The sequence below is a fragment of the Salinivibrio sp. MA607 genome, from assembly GCF_001996245.1.
Taxonomy (GTDB): Bacteria; Pseudomonadota; Gammaproteobacteria; order Enterobacterales; family Vibrionaceae; genus Salinivibrio; species Salinivibrio costicola.
Map to the genome: position 1 here is coordinate 18562 of NZ_MUFJ01000016.1, position 16553 is coordinate 35114.

Annotated in this window: 17 protein-coding genes; 10 read left to right on the top strand and 7 right to left on the bottom strand. The window is 48.8% G+C overall.

The annotated features are described in order from the left end of the window. The first annotated feature begins 6 nt into the window (after positions 1-6). The 3 genes from pomA (at position 7) to thiI (ending at position 3351) form a co-directional block, all read left to right on the top strand. Positions 7-768 (top strand): flagellar motor protein PomA, encoded by a 762-nt coding sequence (gene pomA / locus BZG81_RS09100; protein WP_077677213.1) that lies wholly within the window; start codon positions 7-9, stop codon positions 766-768. A 46-nt stretch (positions 769-814) separates the two neighbouring features. Beyond that, positions 815-1756 carry a flagellar motor protein MotB gene (locus BZG81_RS09105; RefSeq protein ID WP_077677214.1) on the top strand — a complete coding sequence of 314 codons (942 nt, stop codon included), beginning with the start codon at positions 815-817 and terminating at the stop codon, positions 1754-1756. A 146-nt stretch (positions 1757-1902) separates the two neighbouring features. Continuing rightward, complete coding sequence (gene thiI, locus BZG81_RS09110) at positions 1903-3351, top strand: tRNA uracil 4-sulfurtransferase ThiI (RefSeq protein WP_077677215.1); 1449 nt, start codon at positions 1903-1905, stop codon at positions 3349-3351. 66 nt (positions 3352-3417) lie between these two features. Here thiI and BZG81_RS09115 read toward each other — a convergent pair whose 3' ends face one another. From BZG81_RS09115 to BZG81_RS09145, 7 genes are all read right to left on the bottom strand, one after another. Next, on the bottom strand, positions 3418-4023 hold the full coding sequence (locus tag BZG81_RS09115; protein ID WP_077577242.1) for a DJ-1 family glyoxalase III: 606 nt from the start codon (positions 4021-4023) through the stop codon (positions 3418-3420). Next, positions 4020-4910, bottom strand: coding sequence for a ketopantoate reductase family protein (locus tag BZG81_RS09120; RefSeq protein ID WP_077677216.1), 891 nt, complete (start codon positions 4908-4910; stop codon positions 4020-4022). The genes BZG81_RS09115 and BZG81_RS09120 overlap by 4 nt, the downstream gene beginning before the upstream one ends. A 101-nt stretch (positions 4911-5011) precedes the next feature. After that, positions 5012-5848 (bottom strand): nucleoside-specific channel-forming Tsx family protein, encoded by an 837-nt coding sequence (locus BZG81_RS09125; protein WP_077677217.1) that lies wholly within the window; start codon positions 5846-5848, stop codon positions 5012-5014. A gap of 218 nt (positions 5849-6066) precedes the next feature. After that, positions 6067-7461: an AmpG family muropeptide MFS transporter gene (locus tag BZG81_RS09130; protein ID WP_077677218.1), complete on the bottom strand. Its 1395-nt coding sequence runs from the start codon at positions 7459-7461 to the stop codon at positions 6067-6069. Positions 7462-7481: 20 nt separating this feature from the next. Next, on the bottom strand, positions 7482-8042 hold the full coding sequence (locus tag BZG81_RS09135) for a peptidylprolyl isomerase (protein ID WP_077647091.1): 561 nt from the start codon (positions 8040-8042) through the stop codon (positions 7482-7484). 2 nt (positions 8043-8044) lie between these two features. Beyond that, positions 8045-8614, bottom strand: a complete 570-nt coding sequence (locus BZG81_RS09140) for a YajG family lipoprotein (protein ID WP_021024144.1) — start codon at positions 8612-8614, stop codon at positions 8045-8047. A gap of 25 nt (positions 8615-8639) precedes the next feature. Further along, positions 8640-9776, bottom strand: a complete 1137-nt coding sequence (locus BZG81_RS09145) for a methyltransferase (protein ID WP_077669009.1) — start codon at positions 9774-9776, stop codon at positions 8640-8642. A gap of 170 nt (positions 9777-9946) precedes the next feature. Between BZG81_RS09145 and bolA the strand changes: the two genes are divergently transcribed. From bolA to nqrF, 7 genes are all read left to right on the top strand, one after another. Then, the gene (bolA, locus tag BZG81_RS09150) at positions 9947-10264 is read left to right on the top strand and encodes a transcriptional regulator BolA (RefSeq protein ID WP_077461629.1); all 318 of its coding nucleotides are present in this window, start codon (positions 9947-9949) and stop codon (positions 10262-10264) included. Positions 10265-10678: 414 nt separating this feature from the next. After that, positions 10679-12019, top strand: coding sequence for a Na(+)-translocating NADH-quinone reductase subunit A (locus BZG81_RS09155; protein ID WP_077677227.1), 1341 nt, complete (start codon positions 10679-10681; stop codon positions 12017-12019). A gap of 3 nt (positions 12020-12022) precedes the next feature. Further along, a complete protein-coding gene (locus BZG81_RS09160) occupies positions 12023-13264 on the top strand; it encodes an NADH:ubiquinone reductase (Na(+)-transporting) subunit B (RefSeq protein WP_077677219.1) in 1242 nt (413 codons plus the stop codon). Further along, positions 13254-14057 (top strand): Na(+)-translocating NADH-quinone reductase subunit C, encoded by an 804-nt coding sequence (locus BZG81_RS09165; RefSeq protein WP_077677220.1) that lies wholly within the window; start codon positions 13254-13256, stop codon positions 14055-14057. Before BZG81_RS09160 ends, BZG81_RS09165 begins: the two co-directional genes overlap by 11 nt. Next, entirely contained in the window at positions 14050-14682 is a 633-nt protein-coding gene (locus BZG81_RS09170) for an NADH:ubiquinone reductase (Na(+)-transporting) subunit D (RefSeq protein ID WP_021024138.1), read from the top strand. The genes BZG81_RS09165 and BZG81_RS09170 overlap by 8 nt, the downstream gene beginning before the upstream one ends. Positions 14683-14688: 6 nt before the next feature. Beyond that, a complete protein-coding gene (nqrE, locus tag BZG81_RS09175; protein ID WP_021024137.1) occupies positions 14689-15285 on the top strand; it encodes an NADH:ubiquinone reductase (Na(+)-transporting) subunit E in 597 nt (198 codons plus the stop codon). A gap of 31 nt (positions 15286-15316) precedes the next feature. Further along, positions 15317-16540, top strand: a complete 1224-nt coding sequence (nqrF, locus tag BZG81_RS09180; protein WP_077577236.1) for an NADH:ubiquinone reductase (Na(+)-transporting) subunit F — start codon at positions 15317-15319, stop codon at positions 16538-16540. The last annotated feature ends 13 nt before the right edge of the window (positions 16541-16553 follow it).

Consider the following 16553-nt stretch of genomic DNA (forward strand, 5'->3'; position numbering starts at 1 on the left):
ACTGACGTGGATATAGCGACGCTCATCGGCATGCTTGGTTCGTTCGCATTCGTTGTCATGGCGATGCTGCTGGGCGGCACCATGAACATGTATTTTGACGTTCCATCTGTGTTGATCGTTATCGGGGGCAGTCTATTTGTTGTCTTAACCAAATACACGATGGGGCAATTTTTTGGCAGCTTTAAAATCGCGGGTAAGGCTTTTATGTTTAAGTCTGATGACCCGGAAGATTTGATTGCCAAGATTATCGAAATGGCAGATGCTGCTCGTAAAGGCGGGTTTCTCGCCCTCGAAGAAATGGAAGTGAATAACTCGTTTATGCAAAAAGGTGTCGACTTGCTCGTTGATGGCCATGATGCGGATGTGGTCCGTGCCACCTTGAAGAAAGATATCAGCTTGACGGAAGAGCGGCATGATCACGGTATTGGTTTTTATAACGCGTTAGCGGATGTCGCCCCAGCAATGGGGATGATCGGGACCTTGATTGGTCTGGTTGCCATGCTTTCTAACATGGATGATCCTAAGGCCATCGGCCCGGCAATGGCAGTGGCTTTGCTGACGACTATGTACGGGGCGATGCTGGCAAATATGGTGGCGACCCCGATTGCCAACAAGCTCGCACTACGCAAAGAACAAGAGAAGTTAAACCGTCGTCTTATTATGGACGGCTTACTCGCGATTCARGATGGTCAAAACCCACGTGTGATTGATGGCTTTTTGAAAAATTACCTCAATGAAGGCAAGCGTGCAGTGGATGTCGATAATTAAAGCGTCTGCGTTGAACATCAAAAATAGCGAGATTTAAGGAGTCCTCATGGCACAACAGCAAGAAGAAGAAGAGGAATGCAAATGCCCGCCTCCCGGCTTACCGCCTTGGATGGGGACGTTTGCAGACTTGATGTCACTGCTCATGTGCTTTTTCGTCCTTCTGTTGTCCTTTTCAGAAATGGACGTGCTCAAATTTAAGCAAATCGCTGGCTCGATGAAATTTGCGTTTGGGGTACAAAACGTCCTTGAGGTGAAAGATATTCCTAAAGGGACCAGTGTGATTGCACAAGAGTTTCGCCCTGGCCGCCCAGAGCCGACGCCCATTGAAGTGATCATGCAGCAAACCATTGACATGACGCAGCGCACTTTGGACTTTCAAGAGGGGCAAGATGATCGCTCTGGCGGATCTCAGCGGACAACCTCTGACAAAGAAGGTGGATCGAGTGCTCAGGTTGCTTCACAGCTTGAACAACAACGGATGCAAGAGCAACTCGAGCAGTTACAAAAAGCCTTGATGCAGGCGTTGCAGCGCGAGATAGAAGAAGGCGCTATCGAGGTTGAAAACCTAGGTCAGCAGCTGGTTATCCGCGTTCAAGAAAAGGGGGCGTTTCCTCCCAATTCTGCGTTTTTGCAGCCTAAGTTCCGCCCCATGGTGCGCCAAATTGCGCAGTTGGTAAAAGATGTTCCTGGAGAAATTAAAGTGTCAGGCCATACCGACAGCACACCGCTAGAGTCTGAGCTATATCGATCTAACTGGGACATCTCCGCACAGCGTGCGGTCTCAGTGGCACAGGAAATGGAAAAAGTGCCCGGCTTTAACCATTTGCGGATGAAGGTAGAAGGCTTGGCCGACACCCAGCCACGAGCTCCGAATAGCTCTCCCGACAACCGAGCCGCCAACCGGCGTGTAGAAATCGCTGTGATGCAAGGGAAACCGAGCTTTTCAGACGAGATCTCTGCTGATGATGTGGCTGATCCCATCCCTTAACATCCTCTGCGACGGTCACGACTTATCGATTCCGATGCGTGAGCGTCGCCTTATTGCCGTTTAATAGACACAAAAATAGCCGGTTTCAGCGGCGCCTTGGTTATTGTATAATCCGCGGCTTTATTTCCAGCTGTATCGAACCGGTTATGAAGTTTATTGTTAAAATTCACCCTGAGGTGATCGTCAAAAGCGAGTCAGTCAGAAAGCGTTTTACTAAAATCCTCGAATGCAATATTCGTAATATTCTAAAGCGTCGAACTGGTAATACGGCGGTATATAACCGTCGGGATCACATTGAGGTGACATTAAAACAACCGGACGAGCGTCAGCTGGTGCTGGATGTGCTAACTAACACGCCTGGCGTCCAAACTGTGCTTGAGGTAGAGCAGACACTGTTTAACGATTTGCATCATATTTATACACTCACTTTAGAGGGTGTGCGTGATCAAATTGAAGGAAAAACCTTTTGTGTCCGAGCCAAACGCCGCGGCAAGCATGACTTTAGTTCTATTGAGCTTGAACGCTATGTGGGCGGTGGGTTAAACCAAGCTGTTCCGTCGGCAAGCGTACAGCTGAAAAAGCCTGACGTAACCGTGATGATGGAAGTTGACCACGATAAGCTGAACTTGGTGAAGCATCGTCATACCGGCTTAGGCGGCTTCCCGCTGGGTACGCAAGAAGACGTACTGAGCTTGATATCGGGCGGCTTCGACTCAGGGGTGTCGAGTTACCTGCATATAAAACGTGGTAGTAAGGTTCATTATTGCTTTTTTAATCTTGGCGGCAAATCTCATGAAACGGGTGTGCAGCAGGTTTCTCACTACCTTTGGAATAAATTTGGTTCCTCGGCTAAAGTGAAATTTATTTCGATTGATTTCGAGCCGGTGGTTAATAGCATTCTCGAAAACGTTGATAACGGTCAGATGGGCGTGGTGTTGAAACGCATGTTTGTGCGTGCGGCGAGCATGGTCGCAGAGCGCTTCGGTATTCAGGCCTTGGTAACTGGCGAGGCTTTGGGCCAAGTATCTAGTCAGACACTCACTAACTTGCGCATGATTGATAACGTCACTGATAGCCTGATTTTGCGCCCGCTGATCAACTGGGACAAAGAAGATATTATTGATACAGCACGCAAAATTGGCACCGAAGATTTTGCTAAAACCATGCCTGAGTACTGTGGGGTGATTTCGAAAAAGCCCACGGTCAAAGCGGAAAAAGCCAAGTTAGAGCATGAGGAGTCAAAGTTTGACTTTAGCTTATTAGAACAAGCGGTTGATCAGGCAACGATCATGGATATCCGTGCCATTGAAGCGCTAAGCAAAGAGAAAGCGCCAGAAGCGGAATGGGTCAACGAGGTTGAAAAAGATTCCGTCGTTTTAGATATTCGCAGCCGCGAAGAGCAAGAAGACAAACCACTTAAGGTTGAAGGTGCGAACGTCGCTCATATTCCCTTCTTTAAGTTGGCGACGCAGTTCGGTGATCTTGACCAAAGTAAAACCTATTTGCTCTATTGTGAACGTGGCGTAATGAGTCGACTGCAAGCCCTGTACCTCAAAGATATGGGCTTTGATAATGTGAAAGTCTATCGGGTTTAATCATTGTGAACGTAAAAAACAGGCAGCCCAATCGGCTGCCTGTTTGCGATTAGGCGCTGAGCCGATTTATCCTTCGCTGAATTTTTTCTCATAATGCAATTGAGGCAACGGCATCATAGGCTCAGCGACCTGCCAGGCCAGCTTTTTGCCGCCAAGTACATGCACGATTTCAATCGCGAACTCCATCGCTGAGCCGGGTCCCTGACTAGTAATTAAACGGTGATCATAATCGGTCATCACTCGGCGCCGACTGAGCCATTGTTCGGGGATCTGCTCACTGACACTCGGATGGCAGCTCATATGAGATCGAGGGAACAGCTGGTGGCGTTGAAGAACTAAAGCCGGCGCCGCACAAATCGCCGCGACCCAAGCCTGATCGCTTTGCTGCTGCTTAATGATCTCTGTTACCAGCGTGCTGTCACCTAAACATTGTGCGCCGTCGATGCCACCTGGTAAAACCACGCAATCAAATGGTTGATCGGCCACCGCGGCGAGTGTGGTGTCACAGACGATCACCACCCCACGAGAGCCGGTGAGGGTGAGCGTTCCATCAGGTGCCGCACTGGCGACAGTCACGTCAAACCCCGCTCGTCGCATCACGTCAATCACGGTGACTGCTTCTATTTCTTCGCTGCCGGGGGCCATACAAATGAGGAGACGTTGTTGACTCATGAGGATTCCTTATGCCGTTGACCTTGTTGTACCGCCTGATAGAGCTGGTGATGATGCGGGGCCGATATGTGGTGTTCGGCCGCGCGCTGCAACACATAACCGGTAATGTATTCGAGCTCTGTCGGACGTTGATAGAAGACATCACGATTCATGGATGAATAGTTGTTTGCGGTTGCTTTTACCACGGTATCAATCTGTTGGCGGATCTCTGTCACAGAGGTGTGGACGCCTTCAGCGCGCATCACATTGGCTAACTCTTGGCACAGTTCGCGAATGATAGGATCGTAGTCAACTTTGAGCAACTCACCATTTTGAATGCCATGCACCGCGGTCAGTGGATTAATTACGCTGTTGATCGCCAGTTTATACCAAAGTGACTGAAAAATGTCGCGCTTCCACGTCGCGGTGGGAAGGGCATGATCAAACACCTCAGCAATAAAGGTGCAGGCATGGCCGGCTTGATTACCTGGCCCAATAGCGGTTGGTCCATGCCCGGTGTGCTGACAATCACCGGTACGGGTGCGACAGACACCATGAGATGTGGTAGCAAGCAGCAGAGGTTGGGCGTCAGGTAACTGTGTTGCCAGCCATTGATGTGGTCCCATTCCATTATGCATAAGTACAACCAGAGTCTCTGGGTGTAAATAGGATAGATAGGGAAGCAATGCGGCTTGGATATCATAGGCTTTGGTGCAGACTAACCAGAGATCGCTTTGTTGCATCAAAGCGGTTTGGTTGGCGGGTAAGGTGAACAATGCGCCGTCTAAAGAAAGGGTGCGTTCACTTGCGTGGTCTCGCGTGACCAGATTAACGCTATGTCCTGCTTGGGTTAGTTTCACCGCCCATAATGTGCCAATGGCGCCAGCACCAATTAGGGTAATCCTCATCACATCGCCTGCTTGGTTAAAACCTCAGTGTATCATAACCATAGAGGATGAAGGGCAAAGCAGGAAAGCAGCGCGCCGACGAGGGCCGACGCGCTAGTCAGTTAGAATTTGTAGGTGGCGTTTAGGTAGTGAGAAATGCCTGAGCTATCTACGTTTAAACTCGGTTTGCCACCATCCTTGAGTAAGTACACATCGTTGTAAGCTTTTAGGCCATAACCAAGGGCGTAATTATCTGAATGCCAGTATAGGCCGTTAAACATCGCGCCGCCATGAGTCGTCTCGATATCATTGCCTTTAAAGTTTTCGTCACCACCAAATTGGTAATCGATATAACCTTGGTAAGACAGGAAGCTGCCGTTGTCAAAGAAGTGGAAAGGTTTAAACCAGTTGGTCGAGAATTGATAGCCATTCCAATCTTTTTTGTTGATGTCATACAAGCCATAAAGGTTCATGCCCACTTTGCCAAACCAAGGCAGTTCAACATCGGCACCAACCCCCCAGAATGAATTATTAACAATATCGTTACCCCCATCCCAGTTAAACAAGGTCGAGAAGTAGACTTCTTGTACGGGGCCAAATGACAAATCTTGCCCGGTGATTCCATCAATCGAGAAGCGGGGTGCGAGCTTCATGAACAGCTTGGACTGACCCTTTTTATTGTTGTTGCTGCTATCGTCTTCACCCAAGTCAAAAATATCGACATAACCATAAAGATCGACCACGCCTTTGCGGCCGCCAAACTCCATTTCTAGGTAGTTATGGTCTTTCTCTGTACCTTCGCCAAAGTCGAACTGTGCTTTTTCATCGATGGCATACATAGCATTAAACTGAAGCCATTTATGATCATTTTTGTAAATGTCATCGGAGTAATCGGCGGCATTGGCAACAGATACGCTGCTTGCGGCGATAACGGCGAGTGCGAGTAGGGATTTTTTCATAGTGACTGCCTCTGCTGGGTGTTAATTACGCGGTATGCGTTCATTAAGAGCAGTATATTGATTAAGTTCACTATAAAGAATGCAATAAATATAGACACACAAATAGGCTGTGATCAGCTGCAAGTTGTAACGGTTTACATGACAGTTTTATGTGATCTTTATTAATAATTAGACGACAGTGGAGAGCAAAACTTTGCACTCCACTGTGATACGTGGGGTCAGTTGCGACGTGAATCTGGGCAGTGTCCAGGTGCTTGATTGTTTTGTGACGAGGATTGGCGGAATTGCCTGCCAATATAGATCAGCATGACCAGCCCAGGAATCACCATTAGAGCGGTTATTACGAAAAATGTTGACCAGCTATCCAACCAGTCTACCATCATGCCACTAAAGGAGGCGACCGTGGTGCGGCCTAGATTTCCCAACGACGCTAAGAGGGCGTACTGAGTGGCTGAAAACGCACGACCCGTTAAGAAGGTTAAGAATGACACGAACGCAATGGTTGCAAACGCTGACGTAAAGTTATCGACTAAGATTGCGCCCAGCAGCAGGTGCTCGTTGGGCCCAACCATCGCCAGCCAGGCAAACATCAGGTTGCTGGAGGCCATGGCCACGCCACCAATAAACAGCCCTTTAATCACCCCGAAACGCAAATTGATATAACTACCAATCAGGGTGTAGACCACGGTGAGGCCCCAACCGACAAGTTTGGAGTAGTAACCAATTTGTTCATTGGTAAAGCCAACATCTTTATAAAACACGATCGACATCCGTCCGAGGAAGGCTTCACCCAGTTTGAATAAAAATACAAACAGCAACAGGGTTAATGCTACTTTCACCCCATTGCGACGGAAAAACTCGGCAAAGGGCTCGACCACGGTGACCGCCAGCCACGCACGCAAGCCACTGTATCCTTGCGCCAAATAGTGGCGAGTGGCGGCATCTTGGCGCTGTTCGCGGTCACTTTCTGGTTCTTTCACATACAGCGTCGCCAATGCCATTAAGCCGATAAAGCCTGCCATGATCACATAAACATGATTCCAACCGATGGCATCGGCGTTAACAAAGCCAACATAACCTGGCACCGAATAGCCGGTCCACCAACCAATCACAGACATCGCTGATGCTAGCGGGAACTTGTCAGTCTCATGTTCAGCAAAGTTATCAATCCGAAAGGCGTCAATGGCAATATCCTGGGTGGAAGAGGCCAATGCAATCGCAAAGATAAGTGAGGATAACACCACGGTAGTAACCCAAGGGTCGACCGCTTTAAGCCCTTGTAAGTCAAGTTGTGACAACGCCAAGGTGGCAATCAACATAATAGCTTGAGTCGAAAAAATCCAACTGCGGCGCTGACCCAAGCGCTGAGATAGAAAAGGGATCTTAATGCGGTCGAGTAATGGCGCCCATAAAAAGTTGACCGCATACAGGACGAAAACCGAACCAAATAGACCAATCGCGGTGCGTGATAGGCCTTCGTCGGCCAACCAACCATTTAAGTTGGAGCCAATCAACACCCAGGGAAAGCCACTACAGCAACCCATTAAGAAAACAAAAAGTAAACGACGATCGGCGTAGGGCGCCAATGTCGTTTTGAACTTGGATGACAGCATAGTGGTTAGCCTACTTGTCGCTATTGAGAGGACATCCGGTAGATATTGGTGATAACAATCGGCTGTTGCGGTACATCTTGCATGCGTTTGCTCGGGACGGTCACTGTGGGTTGCTCGGTCATCGTTTGGAGCGTATTAAAGCCCTCCACGACTCGACCAAAAACCGTATATCCCACTTTATTGGGCGTGGCGTCTAAAAAGCCATTATCACGGATGTTGATATAAAACTGCCGGGTGGCGGAGTCGGGCTCTTGCGTACGTGCCATGGCGATTGTCGCTCGCCGATTCTTCAAACCGTTAGATGATTCATTGTCTACCGGCTCGTAGCTTGGTCGGCGATTCAGGGCTTTATCAAACCCGCCGCCTTGCACGACAAATCGTGGGATCACGCGATGAAACTGCGTCCCGACATAACTGCCATCGTCAACATAACGCAAAAAGTTGGCCACGGTTTTAGGCGCTTTTTGTGGGTTTAGTTTTACCGCAAAATCACCCAAGGTGGTTTCGACTTTAACCATGACACTGGCTTGCACTGGCGTGATGACCAGCACAAGAATCCAGAGAAGCGAACGACATACCATGCTTAAAAGTGTGCTTTCATATGATCAAGGAGTTGCTCGTCGTCGGCAATGTCTTGTAACACCGCTTCAAGCAAGTTATTCAGCGCCAGTTCTATATCATCAGGTGATGCACTGCTTACACCGCTTTGCGTCGATTTCCCGGTATAACGCTTAACAAAGCGACCCTCAGGGGATTCAGCAACGAGCTGTAATTGGACCGATGCTTCCATGTCATGTTTAAACACGGTGTGTTTGACTCGGACTAAGGCATCAAGAATGTCGAGGCGCAACACTCCCGGGCCATTGGCAACCACTCGAAACCCTTGTGATGACAGTTGACGAGACAGCGTGTCTTCTAATACCACACGCAAATTCTGGCTGGCGTGCAGCGGTTTGACATTGGAGCGACCGCTATCGATAACCGCAACGAATTGTGCGGTACGTAAGTCTTTACTCTTCACCACGACCGGAAGATTGTTGACTTGCTGCTGATTGGATGACGCCGGAGAGGGTGCGATAGTCAGCTGTGGCTCACGGGGTGTCGAACAGCCAGCAAGGACTAATACAGCGATAGCAATAATCAGTTTTTTCATGGGGTTCGGCTTCCTTTTCTTAATATTAGGCATTGACTGCCTTGAGAATAACGAATTTTTTATTCGACGCAACGACAGTGACATGACCAAAAAGACGTTTAAGCTTAGTATGATAGCCGAGATGACGATTGCCAATGACTAAAAGCTCGCCATTCGTGGTCAGAACACGTTTTGCGTCACAAAACATTTGCCAAGCAATATGATCGGTAATGGTTTGCTGCTGGTGGAAGGGTGGGTTACAGAGCACAAGATCGATATCTGTATGCTCAAAACCGGTGAGGCAATCTCTGGCCTCACAGAGAAAACGGCGTGAGTCGATATCATGGCGATTCAGATTGTGTTTTGCGCTGGCGACGGCCATATGGCTTTCATCGACCGCATAAATGAACGCCGCTGGATTATTTCGTGCCGCTTGTAATGCCAATACGCCGTTACCGCAGCCTAAATCGACAATGCGTTTTAAATGTGCCTGACTCGGAATGTGCGGCAGCATTAAATACGCGGCAATATCGAGTTTCTTGGCCGAGAAAACATTGGGCCAGTTAGCCAGTCGCATCGAGAATTCTGGTACGTCGACATCGTTGACCGGATCGGGCTGCGGTACCAGTTGCTTGGTCGGTGTGGTAAAAATCAAACGCGCTTTTTTCTTCGCCAGCGAGGTGGTTGTTGCCCCCAGCCAATGCTCAAACTGATTAAGGGTCGAGGTATGGATCTCTTTCGCTTTAGCACTCGCTAGCACAAGCGTATGCGCATCAGTGACACTAGCGAGTTGCTGAAGTTGCCAAGTGAGCATTTTACTGCTTTTCGGTACGCGTAACATCACCGCATCGATATCCGCCGGTAAGGTATCTAAGCTGGTAAGCTGAGTGATACCCGCGAGATCATTGTGTGCCAGATTCTCAATCGTCGCTTGCTGCGAAATAACCGAATCGCTGACTTGAAAAACATCAAATCCTTGCTGGCTGGCCCAGCAACTGAGTGCGCCAAATTGATCATTAATGATCAATATTCGCGCATTTTTACCTACTGACCATGTGCTCGCGTGCGCAATCATATACTCATCGGCGGCATCGAAGGCTTGTAGCGTCTCATTTTTTCGCTGCGGGTAACGGTGTAGCGTCAAGGCTGATTCGCTACCTGGAATCGGGAGTAGTGTTTTCATTGGCGCGTTTGCATCGGGGGTTACGGACTGCGTATATTGTCGCACTCAAGCGATAACTGCAATGTAAACGAGGGCAAACTGCCTGTCGTTGCTTGATCCATCACTCGATTCGCAATTTTATCAATAACGGCTAAAATCTGGGCAGGTCGCCCGGAGATTTTGGGGACGTCATGAAAATTGAAACAGAAATAACAGAAAAACTGACGCGGGCTTTCACGCCGGCCCACCTTGAGGTACACAACGAAAGTTATATGCACAATGTGCCTGAAGGCGCGGAAAGTCATTTCAAGGTGGTGGTTGTCTCGGAGCTATTCAGCGACCAGCGGCTTATTCAGCGCCATAGAGCGGTGAATAGCACACTCGCGGATGAATTGGCGGGTGAGGTTCACGCGCTTGCGATTCACACCTATTCACCGCAAGAATGGCAAGCGCAGACCCAAGCGCCTGACTCTCCGGCATGTCGGGGTGGTGACGTGAATGCGTCTTAGACCAGTGAGAGTGGACATGATTTTATCTTTTACCTCATGGCAACAATTTCTTACATAAAGGCCTGGTGTCTGCTTGGTATTGATTACGGCCAGACAAGTGTTAATCCGTGACTGTCTCGGTCAACAGCTGTCTGCAACGCGTAAAAAAACAACAGTAAAACTGTGAAGTTACAACGCGCATTGTTTGTACAGGTATGGATAATTGCCACGCCCTAGTGACAATATCCATAGAATCAGTGCTGGGGTTAGTGATAGAATATCGTGCTTAAAGACTAACCTAGGTTGCCTTTGTGTGATGAAATGGTTAGCAGGATGTTGCGACGGTGTGCCTTTAGGCCGCCATTCAGTCGAAAGTCGTGTCTTTAACTGCGCAATAACAGAATTCTTTTTCCCGTTAATGTAGTGCAAGTGCGTATGATTACAATAAAAAAGGGTTTGGATATCCCCATCGCAGGGACTCCTACTCAGGTGATAAGTGATGGTCCAGCCATCAAGAAAGTCGCCTTGCTTGGCGAAGAGTACGTTGGAATGCGCCCCACTATGCATGCGCGAGTGGGTGATGTAGTGAAGAAAGGCCAAGTGGTTTTCGAAGATAAGAAAAACCCTGGCGTCAAATTTACTGCGCCCGCAGCTGGTAAAGTGGTTGAAGTCAATCGCGGTGCCAAGCGTGTTCTTCAGTCTGTCGTCATTGAAGTCGATGGAAATGAGCAAGTTACCTTCAATAAGTACGAAGCGTCGCAATTAGCCTCGCTAGACCGTCAAGCCGTTGTTGATCAACTGGTTGAGTCTGGGATGTGGACCGCGCTCCGCACCCGACCGTTCAGCCGTTCTCCAGCGATTGATGCTGAACCCGAAGCTATTTTTGTTAACGCAATGGACWCCAATCCGCTCGCCGCGGATCCTAAAGTGATCATTGATGAACAAAAAGAGGCCTTCGTGGCTGGTTTAGACGTCGTATCGCGCCTCACGGACAAATCTGTCTTTGTGTGCAAAGCGGACGTTGAGCTCCCAACCAGCAAGCAATCTAATGTCGAACAACACGTTTTTGCTGGTCCTCACCCAGCAGGACTGGTTGGTACCCATATCCATTACTTGCGTTCTGTTGATATGGAAAAGCAGGTGTGGCATCTCAACTATCAAGATGTGATTGCGTTTGGGCATCTATTCCTAGCCGGTGAAATCCATACGGACCGTGTTGTGTCTATTGCGGGTCCTATGGTCAGTCAGCCACGCCTCATTCGTACCCAGCTTGGCGCTAATCTCGATGAGCTGGTAGATGGCGAGCTAATGGCTGGCGAAAGCCGTGTGATTTCTGGCTCTGTGTTATCTGGTACCAAAGCTACTGGCCCACATGCCTATCTAGGTCGTTTCCATATGCAGGTCTCGGTACTTCGCGAAGGTAACGAGAAAGAACTATTTGGCTGGCTAGCACCCGGTAAAAATCGCTTCTCAGTGACGCGCGCTTATCTTGGCCATTTGTTTAAAGGTCAGCTTTTCAATTTAACCACCTCCACCAATGGCAGTGATCGTTCCATGGTGCCGATCGGTAATTATGAGCGAGTGATGCCGCTAGATATCGAGCCAACCATGTTGCTGCGTGATATCTGTGCCGGCGATACAGATAGCATGCAACAGCTAGGCGCGCTGGAGTTAGATCCTGAAGATTTGGCCCTTTGTACCTTTGTCTGCCCAGGCAAGTACGAATTTGGTCCAATGCTCCGCGAGAGCCTGGAAAAAATTGAGAAGGAAGGGTAACAGATGAGCCTGAAAAACTTTTTAGAGCAAATCGAGCCACACTTTGAGCCAGGCGGTAAACACGAAAAGTGGTTTGCCTTGTATGAAGCGGTTGCGACCATTTTATACACGCCAGGTATGGTGACCAAAGCCGGCGCGCATGTGCGTGACAGTATCGATTTGAAACGCATCATGATCATGGTTTGGCTTGCGGTGTTCCCAGCGATGTTCTGGGGGATGTACAACACAGGTAACCAAGCGATTATGGGCTTGATGGACTTGTATTCAGGCGATCAGCTTGCGCAAGTCATTAGTGGAAACTGGCATTATTGGTTAACCGAGTCCATCGCTGGGCCGCTAGCGGCTGCAAGCTGGGGGACCAAAACCATTCTCGGTGCCACCTACTTCCTGCCTATTTATGCCACCGTCTTTATTGTGGGTGGTTTCTGGGAAGTACTTTTCTGCATCGTGCGTAAACACGAAGTGAACGAAGGTTTCTTTGTTACATCCATTTTGTTTGCCCTCATCGTGCCGCCGACATTGCCATTATGGCAAGCCGCGCTCGGTATCACCTTTGGTGTGGTCGTTGCAAAAGAGATCTTTGGCGGAACGGGTCGTAACTTCTTAAACCCAGCATTGGCAGGTCGTGCGTTCTTGTTCTTTGCCTATCCAGCACAGATCTCGGGTGATTTGGTATGGACCGCAGCCGATGGTTACTCAGGTGCAACCGCGCTCAGTCAATGGTATACCGGTGGCCAATCAGCACTGATGCACAATGTGAGTGGTCAAACCATGACTTGGATGGATGCCTTTATTGGTAATATCCCAGGTTCAATTGGTGAAGTCTCGACCATTGCCATCTTAGTTGGTGGTGCAGCCTTGGTATACATGCGGATCGCGTCATGGCGCATCATCTTGGGTACCTTTTTGGGCATGGCCGTTGCGGCGACCTTGTTTAATCTGATTGGTTCAGATACCAACCCGATGTTCAGCATGCCGTTCTACTGGCACTTGGTGCTGGGTGGTTTTGCATTCGGTATGATGTTCATGGCAACAGACCCGGTATCTGCTGCGTTTACCAATAAAGCGAAATGGTGGTATGGCGCATTGATCGGTGCCATGGCAGTGATCATTCGTGTGGTAAACCCAGCATATCCAGAAGGTATGATGCTGGCGATCTTGTTCGCTAACCTGTTTGCACCTCTCTTTGATAACTTGGTGATTCAGGGCAACATCAAACGGAGACTGGCTCGTAATGGCAAGTAGTAACGATAGTATTAAAAAGACGCTGATCGTTGTTATCGCGTTGAGCTTAGTGTGCTCAATCGTGGTGTCTGGTGCAGCGGTGGCGTTACGTCCTTTGCAACAAATGAACGCAAAATTAGACGTACAAAAGAACATCCTTTCGGTCGCAGGTGTCGATGTGGCGGGTGGTAAGAGTGCGATTAACGATGCTTACAACAAGTATATTGAAGCGCGCTTAGTCAGCCTTGAAAAGGGCGACTATGTCAGCCCGGATGCCGTCAATGTTGCTGATGCAGCTGATTATGATCAGCGCGCAGCCGCGAAAGATCCTAGCCTCTCGAAAAAGCTAAGCGGTGAAGAGAATGTAGCAGACATTGGCCGTCGTGCTGATGTTGCTAAAGTCTACGTCGTAAAAAATGATGCTGGTGACGTACAGCGCCTCATTCTCCCCGTAAAAGGCTCAGGCCTATGGAGTATGATGTACGCGTTTGTCGCGGTTGAGCCGGATGGTAACACGGTTGCTGATATCGTTTACTATGAGCAAGGTGAAACCCCTGGCTTAGGTGGCGAGGTCGAAAACCCGAAATGGCGCGCGAAGTGGGATGGTAAAAAACTGTTCAACGAGCAAGGCGAGCCAGCCATTCGAATCGTCAAAGGCGGCGCACCTGAAGGAAGCGAGCACGGCATTGACGCGCTTTCTGGTGCAACGCTGACCAGTAACGGTGTTCAGAATCAATTTAATTTCTGGCTAGGTGAGCAGGGTTTCGGCCCGTTCTTAGCAAAAGTTCGTGAGGGAGGCCTGACCAATGGCTGAAGCGAAAGAACTGAAGAAAAATCTGCTATCGCCGGTGCTAGACAACAACCCGATTGCCTTACAGGTTCTCGGGGTGTGTTCGGCACTAGCGGTGACTACGCAGATGCAGACAGCCTTTGTCATGACACTGGCGGTGATGTTCGTTACCGCAATGTCGAACTTTTTCGTGTCGCTGATTCGCAACCACATTCCTAATAGTGTACGTATCATCGTTCAAATGGCGATCATCGCTTCATTAGTTATCGTGGTTGACGAAACGCTGAAAGCGTTTGTTTATGACATCTCTAAGCAGCTTTCGGTCTTCGTGGGGCTGATCATCACCAACTGTATCGTGATGGGACGCGCAGAAGCCTATGCAATGAAGTCATCGCCATTACCGTCATTCATGGATGGTATTGGTAACGCGTTGGGTTATGGTTTTGTTCTGATGACAGTGGCTTTCTTCCGCGAGCTTCTGGGCTCTGGCTCTGTCTTTGGCGTATCAATCCTGCCGGTTGTCAGCGAAGGTGGTTGGTATCAGCCTAACGGCATGATGCTGTTAGCCCCCTCTGCATTCTTCCTCATCGGCTTTTTGATTTGGATTGTGCGTACCTTCAAACCAGAACAAGTTGAAGCGAAGGAGTAACAGCACATGGAACACTATCTAAGCCTGCTGGTGCGCTCAATCTTTATTGAGAACATGGCGTTGGCATTCTTCCTCGGCATGTGTACTTTCTTGGCGGTGTCTAAGAAAGTGAAAACGGCGTTCGGCCTCGGTGTCGCTGTTGTGGTGGTACTGACTATTTCGGTACCGGTTAACAACCTGGTTTACAACCTTATCCTACGTGAAGATGCGTTGGTTAAAGGGGTGGATCTGAGCTTTCTGAACTTTGTGACCTTTATCGGTGTTATTGCTGCTTTGGTACAAATCTTGGAGATGGTATTGGATCGGTTCTTCCCGCCGCTCTACAACGCACTCGGTATTTTCCTACCGTTGATTACAGTGAACTGTGCCATCTTTGGTGGCGTATCATTTATGGTACAACGTGATTACAACTTCGCCGAGTCGGTCGTTTATGGCTTTGGTTCGGGTGTGGGCTGGATGTTAGCCATCGTCGCGCTGGCGGGGATCCGCGAGAAAATGAAGTATTCAGATGTGCCACCTGCACTACGAGGATTAGGGATCACCTTTATCTCAGTAGGTCTGATGGCATTGGGCTTTATGTCTTTCTCTGGTGTGCAACTGTAAGCCGGGTAAACTGCGAGGAAAGGAATAGTCAATGGACATTATTCTTGGTGTGGTGATGTTTACTCTGATAATACTGGCATTGGTGATGGTGATTTTATTCGCCAAATCGAAGCTGGTACCAACCGGAGACATCACAATCGATATTAATGACGATCCTGAAAAAGCGATCGTCACTCAGCCAGGCGGAAAACTGCTTGGCGCACTGGCTGGTGCTGGTGTATTTGTGTCTTCTGCCTGTGGTGGCGGTGGTTCATGCGGTCAATGTCGTGTGAAGATTAAAGAAGGCGGTGGTGACATTCTACCGACCGAGCTTGATCACATTACCAAAGGTGAAGCGCGTGAAGGTGAGCGTCTATCGTGTCAAGTTGCTATTAAGCAAGATATGAAGATTGAGCTGCCAGAAGAGATCTTTGGTGTGAAGAAGTGGGATTGTGAAGTTATTTCTAACGATAACCAAGCCACGTTTATCAAAGAGCTTAAATTACGTATTCCAGATGGTGAATCGGTACCTTTCCGTGCCGGTGGTTATATTCAAATTGAGGCGCCACCACACCACATTAAGTACTCGGATTTTGATATTCCTGAGGAATACCGTGAAGACTGGGAGAAGTTCAACCTTTTCCGTTATGAGTCTAAGGTAGATGAAGACATTATTCGTGCGTACTCCATGGCTAACTACCCTGAAGAAGAGGGTATTATCATGCTTAACGTACGTGTGGCGACGCCACCACCGCGTAACCCAGACGTACCACCGGGCCAGATGTCTTCTTACATTTGGTCATTAAAGCCTGGTGACAAGTGCACTATCTCGGGTCCATTTGGGGAGTTTTTCGCCAAAGACACTGACGCGGAGATGGTCTTTATCGGCGGTGGTGCAGGTATGGCGCCAATGCGCTCACATATCTTTGACCAGCTCAAACGCCTTAACACGGATCGTAAGATTACGTTCTGGTATGGCGCGCGGTCTAAACGTGAAATGTTCTACGTTGAAGATTTCGATATGCTCCAAGAGCAAAATGAGAACTTCAACTGGTATTGCGCACTGTCCGACCCGCTACCAGAAGATAACTGGGAGGGTGATACTGGCTTTATCCATAATGTGCTTTATGAAAACTATCTGAAAGACCATGAAGCACCGGAAGACTGCGAGTATTACATGTGTGGGCCACCAATGATGAACGCTGCCGTGATTGGCTTGCTTAAAGATCTTGGTGTTGAAGACGAAAACATCATGTTGGATGATTTCGGCGGATAGGCACTGATTGTTT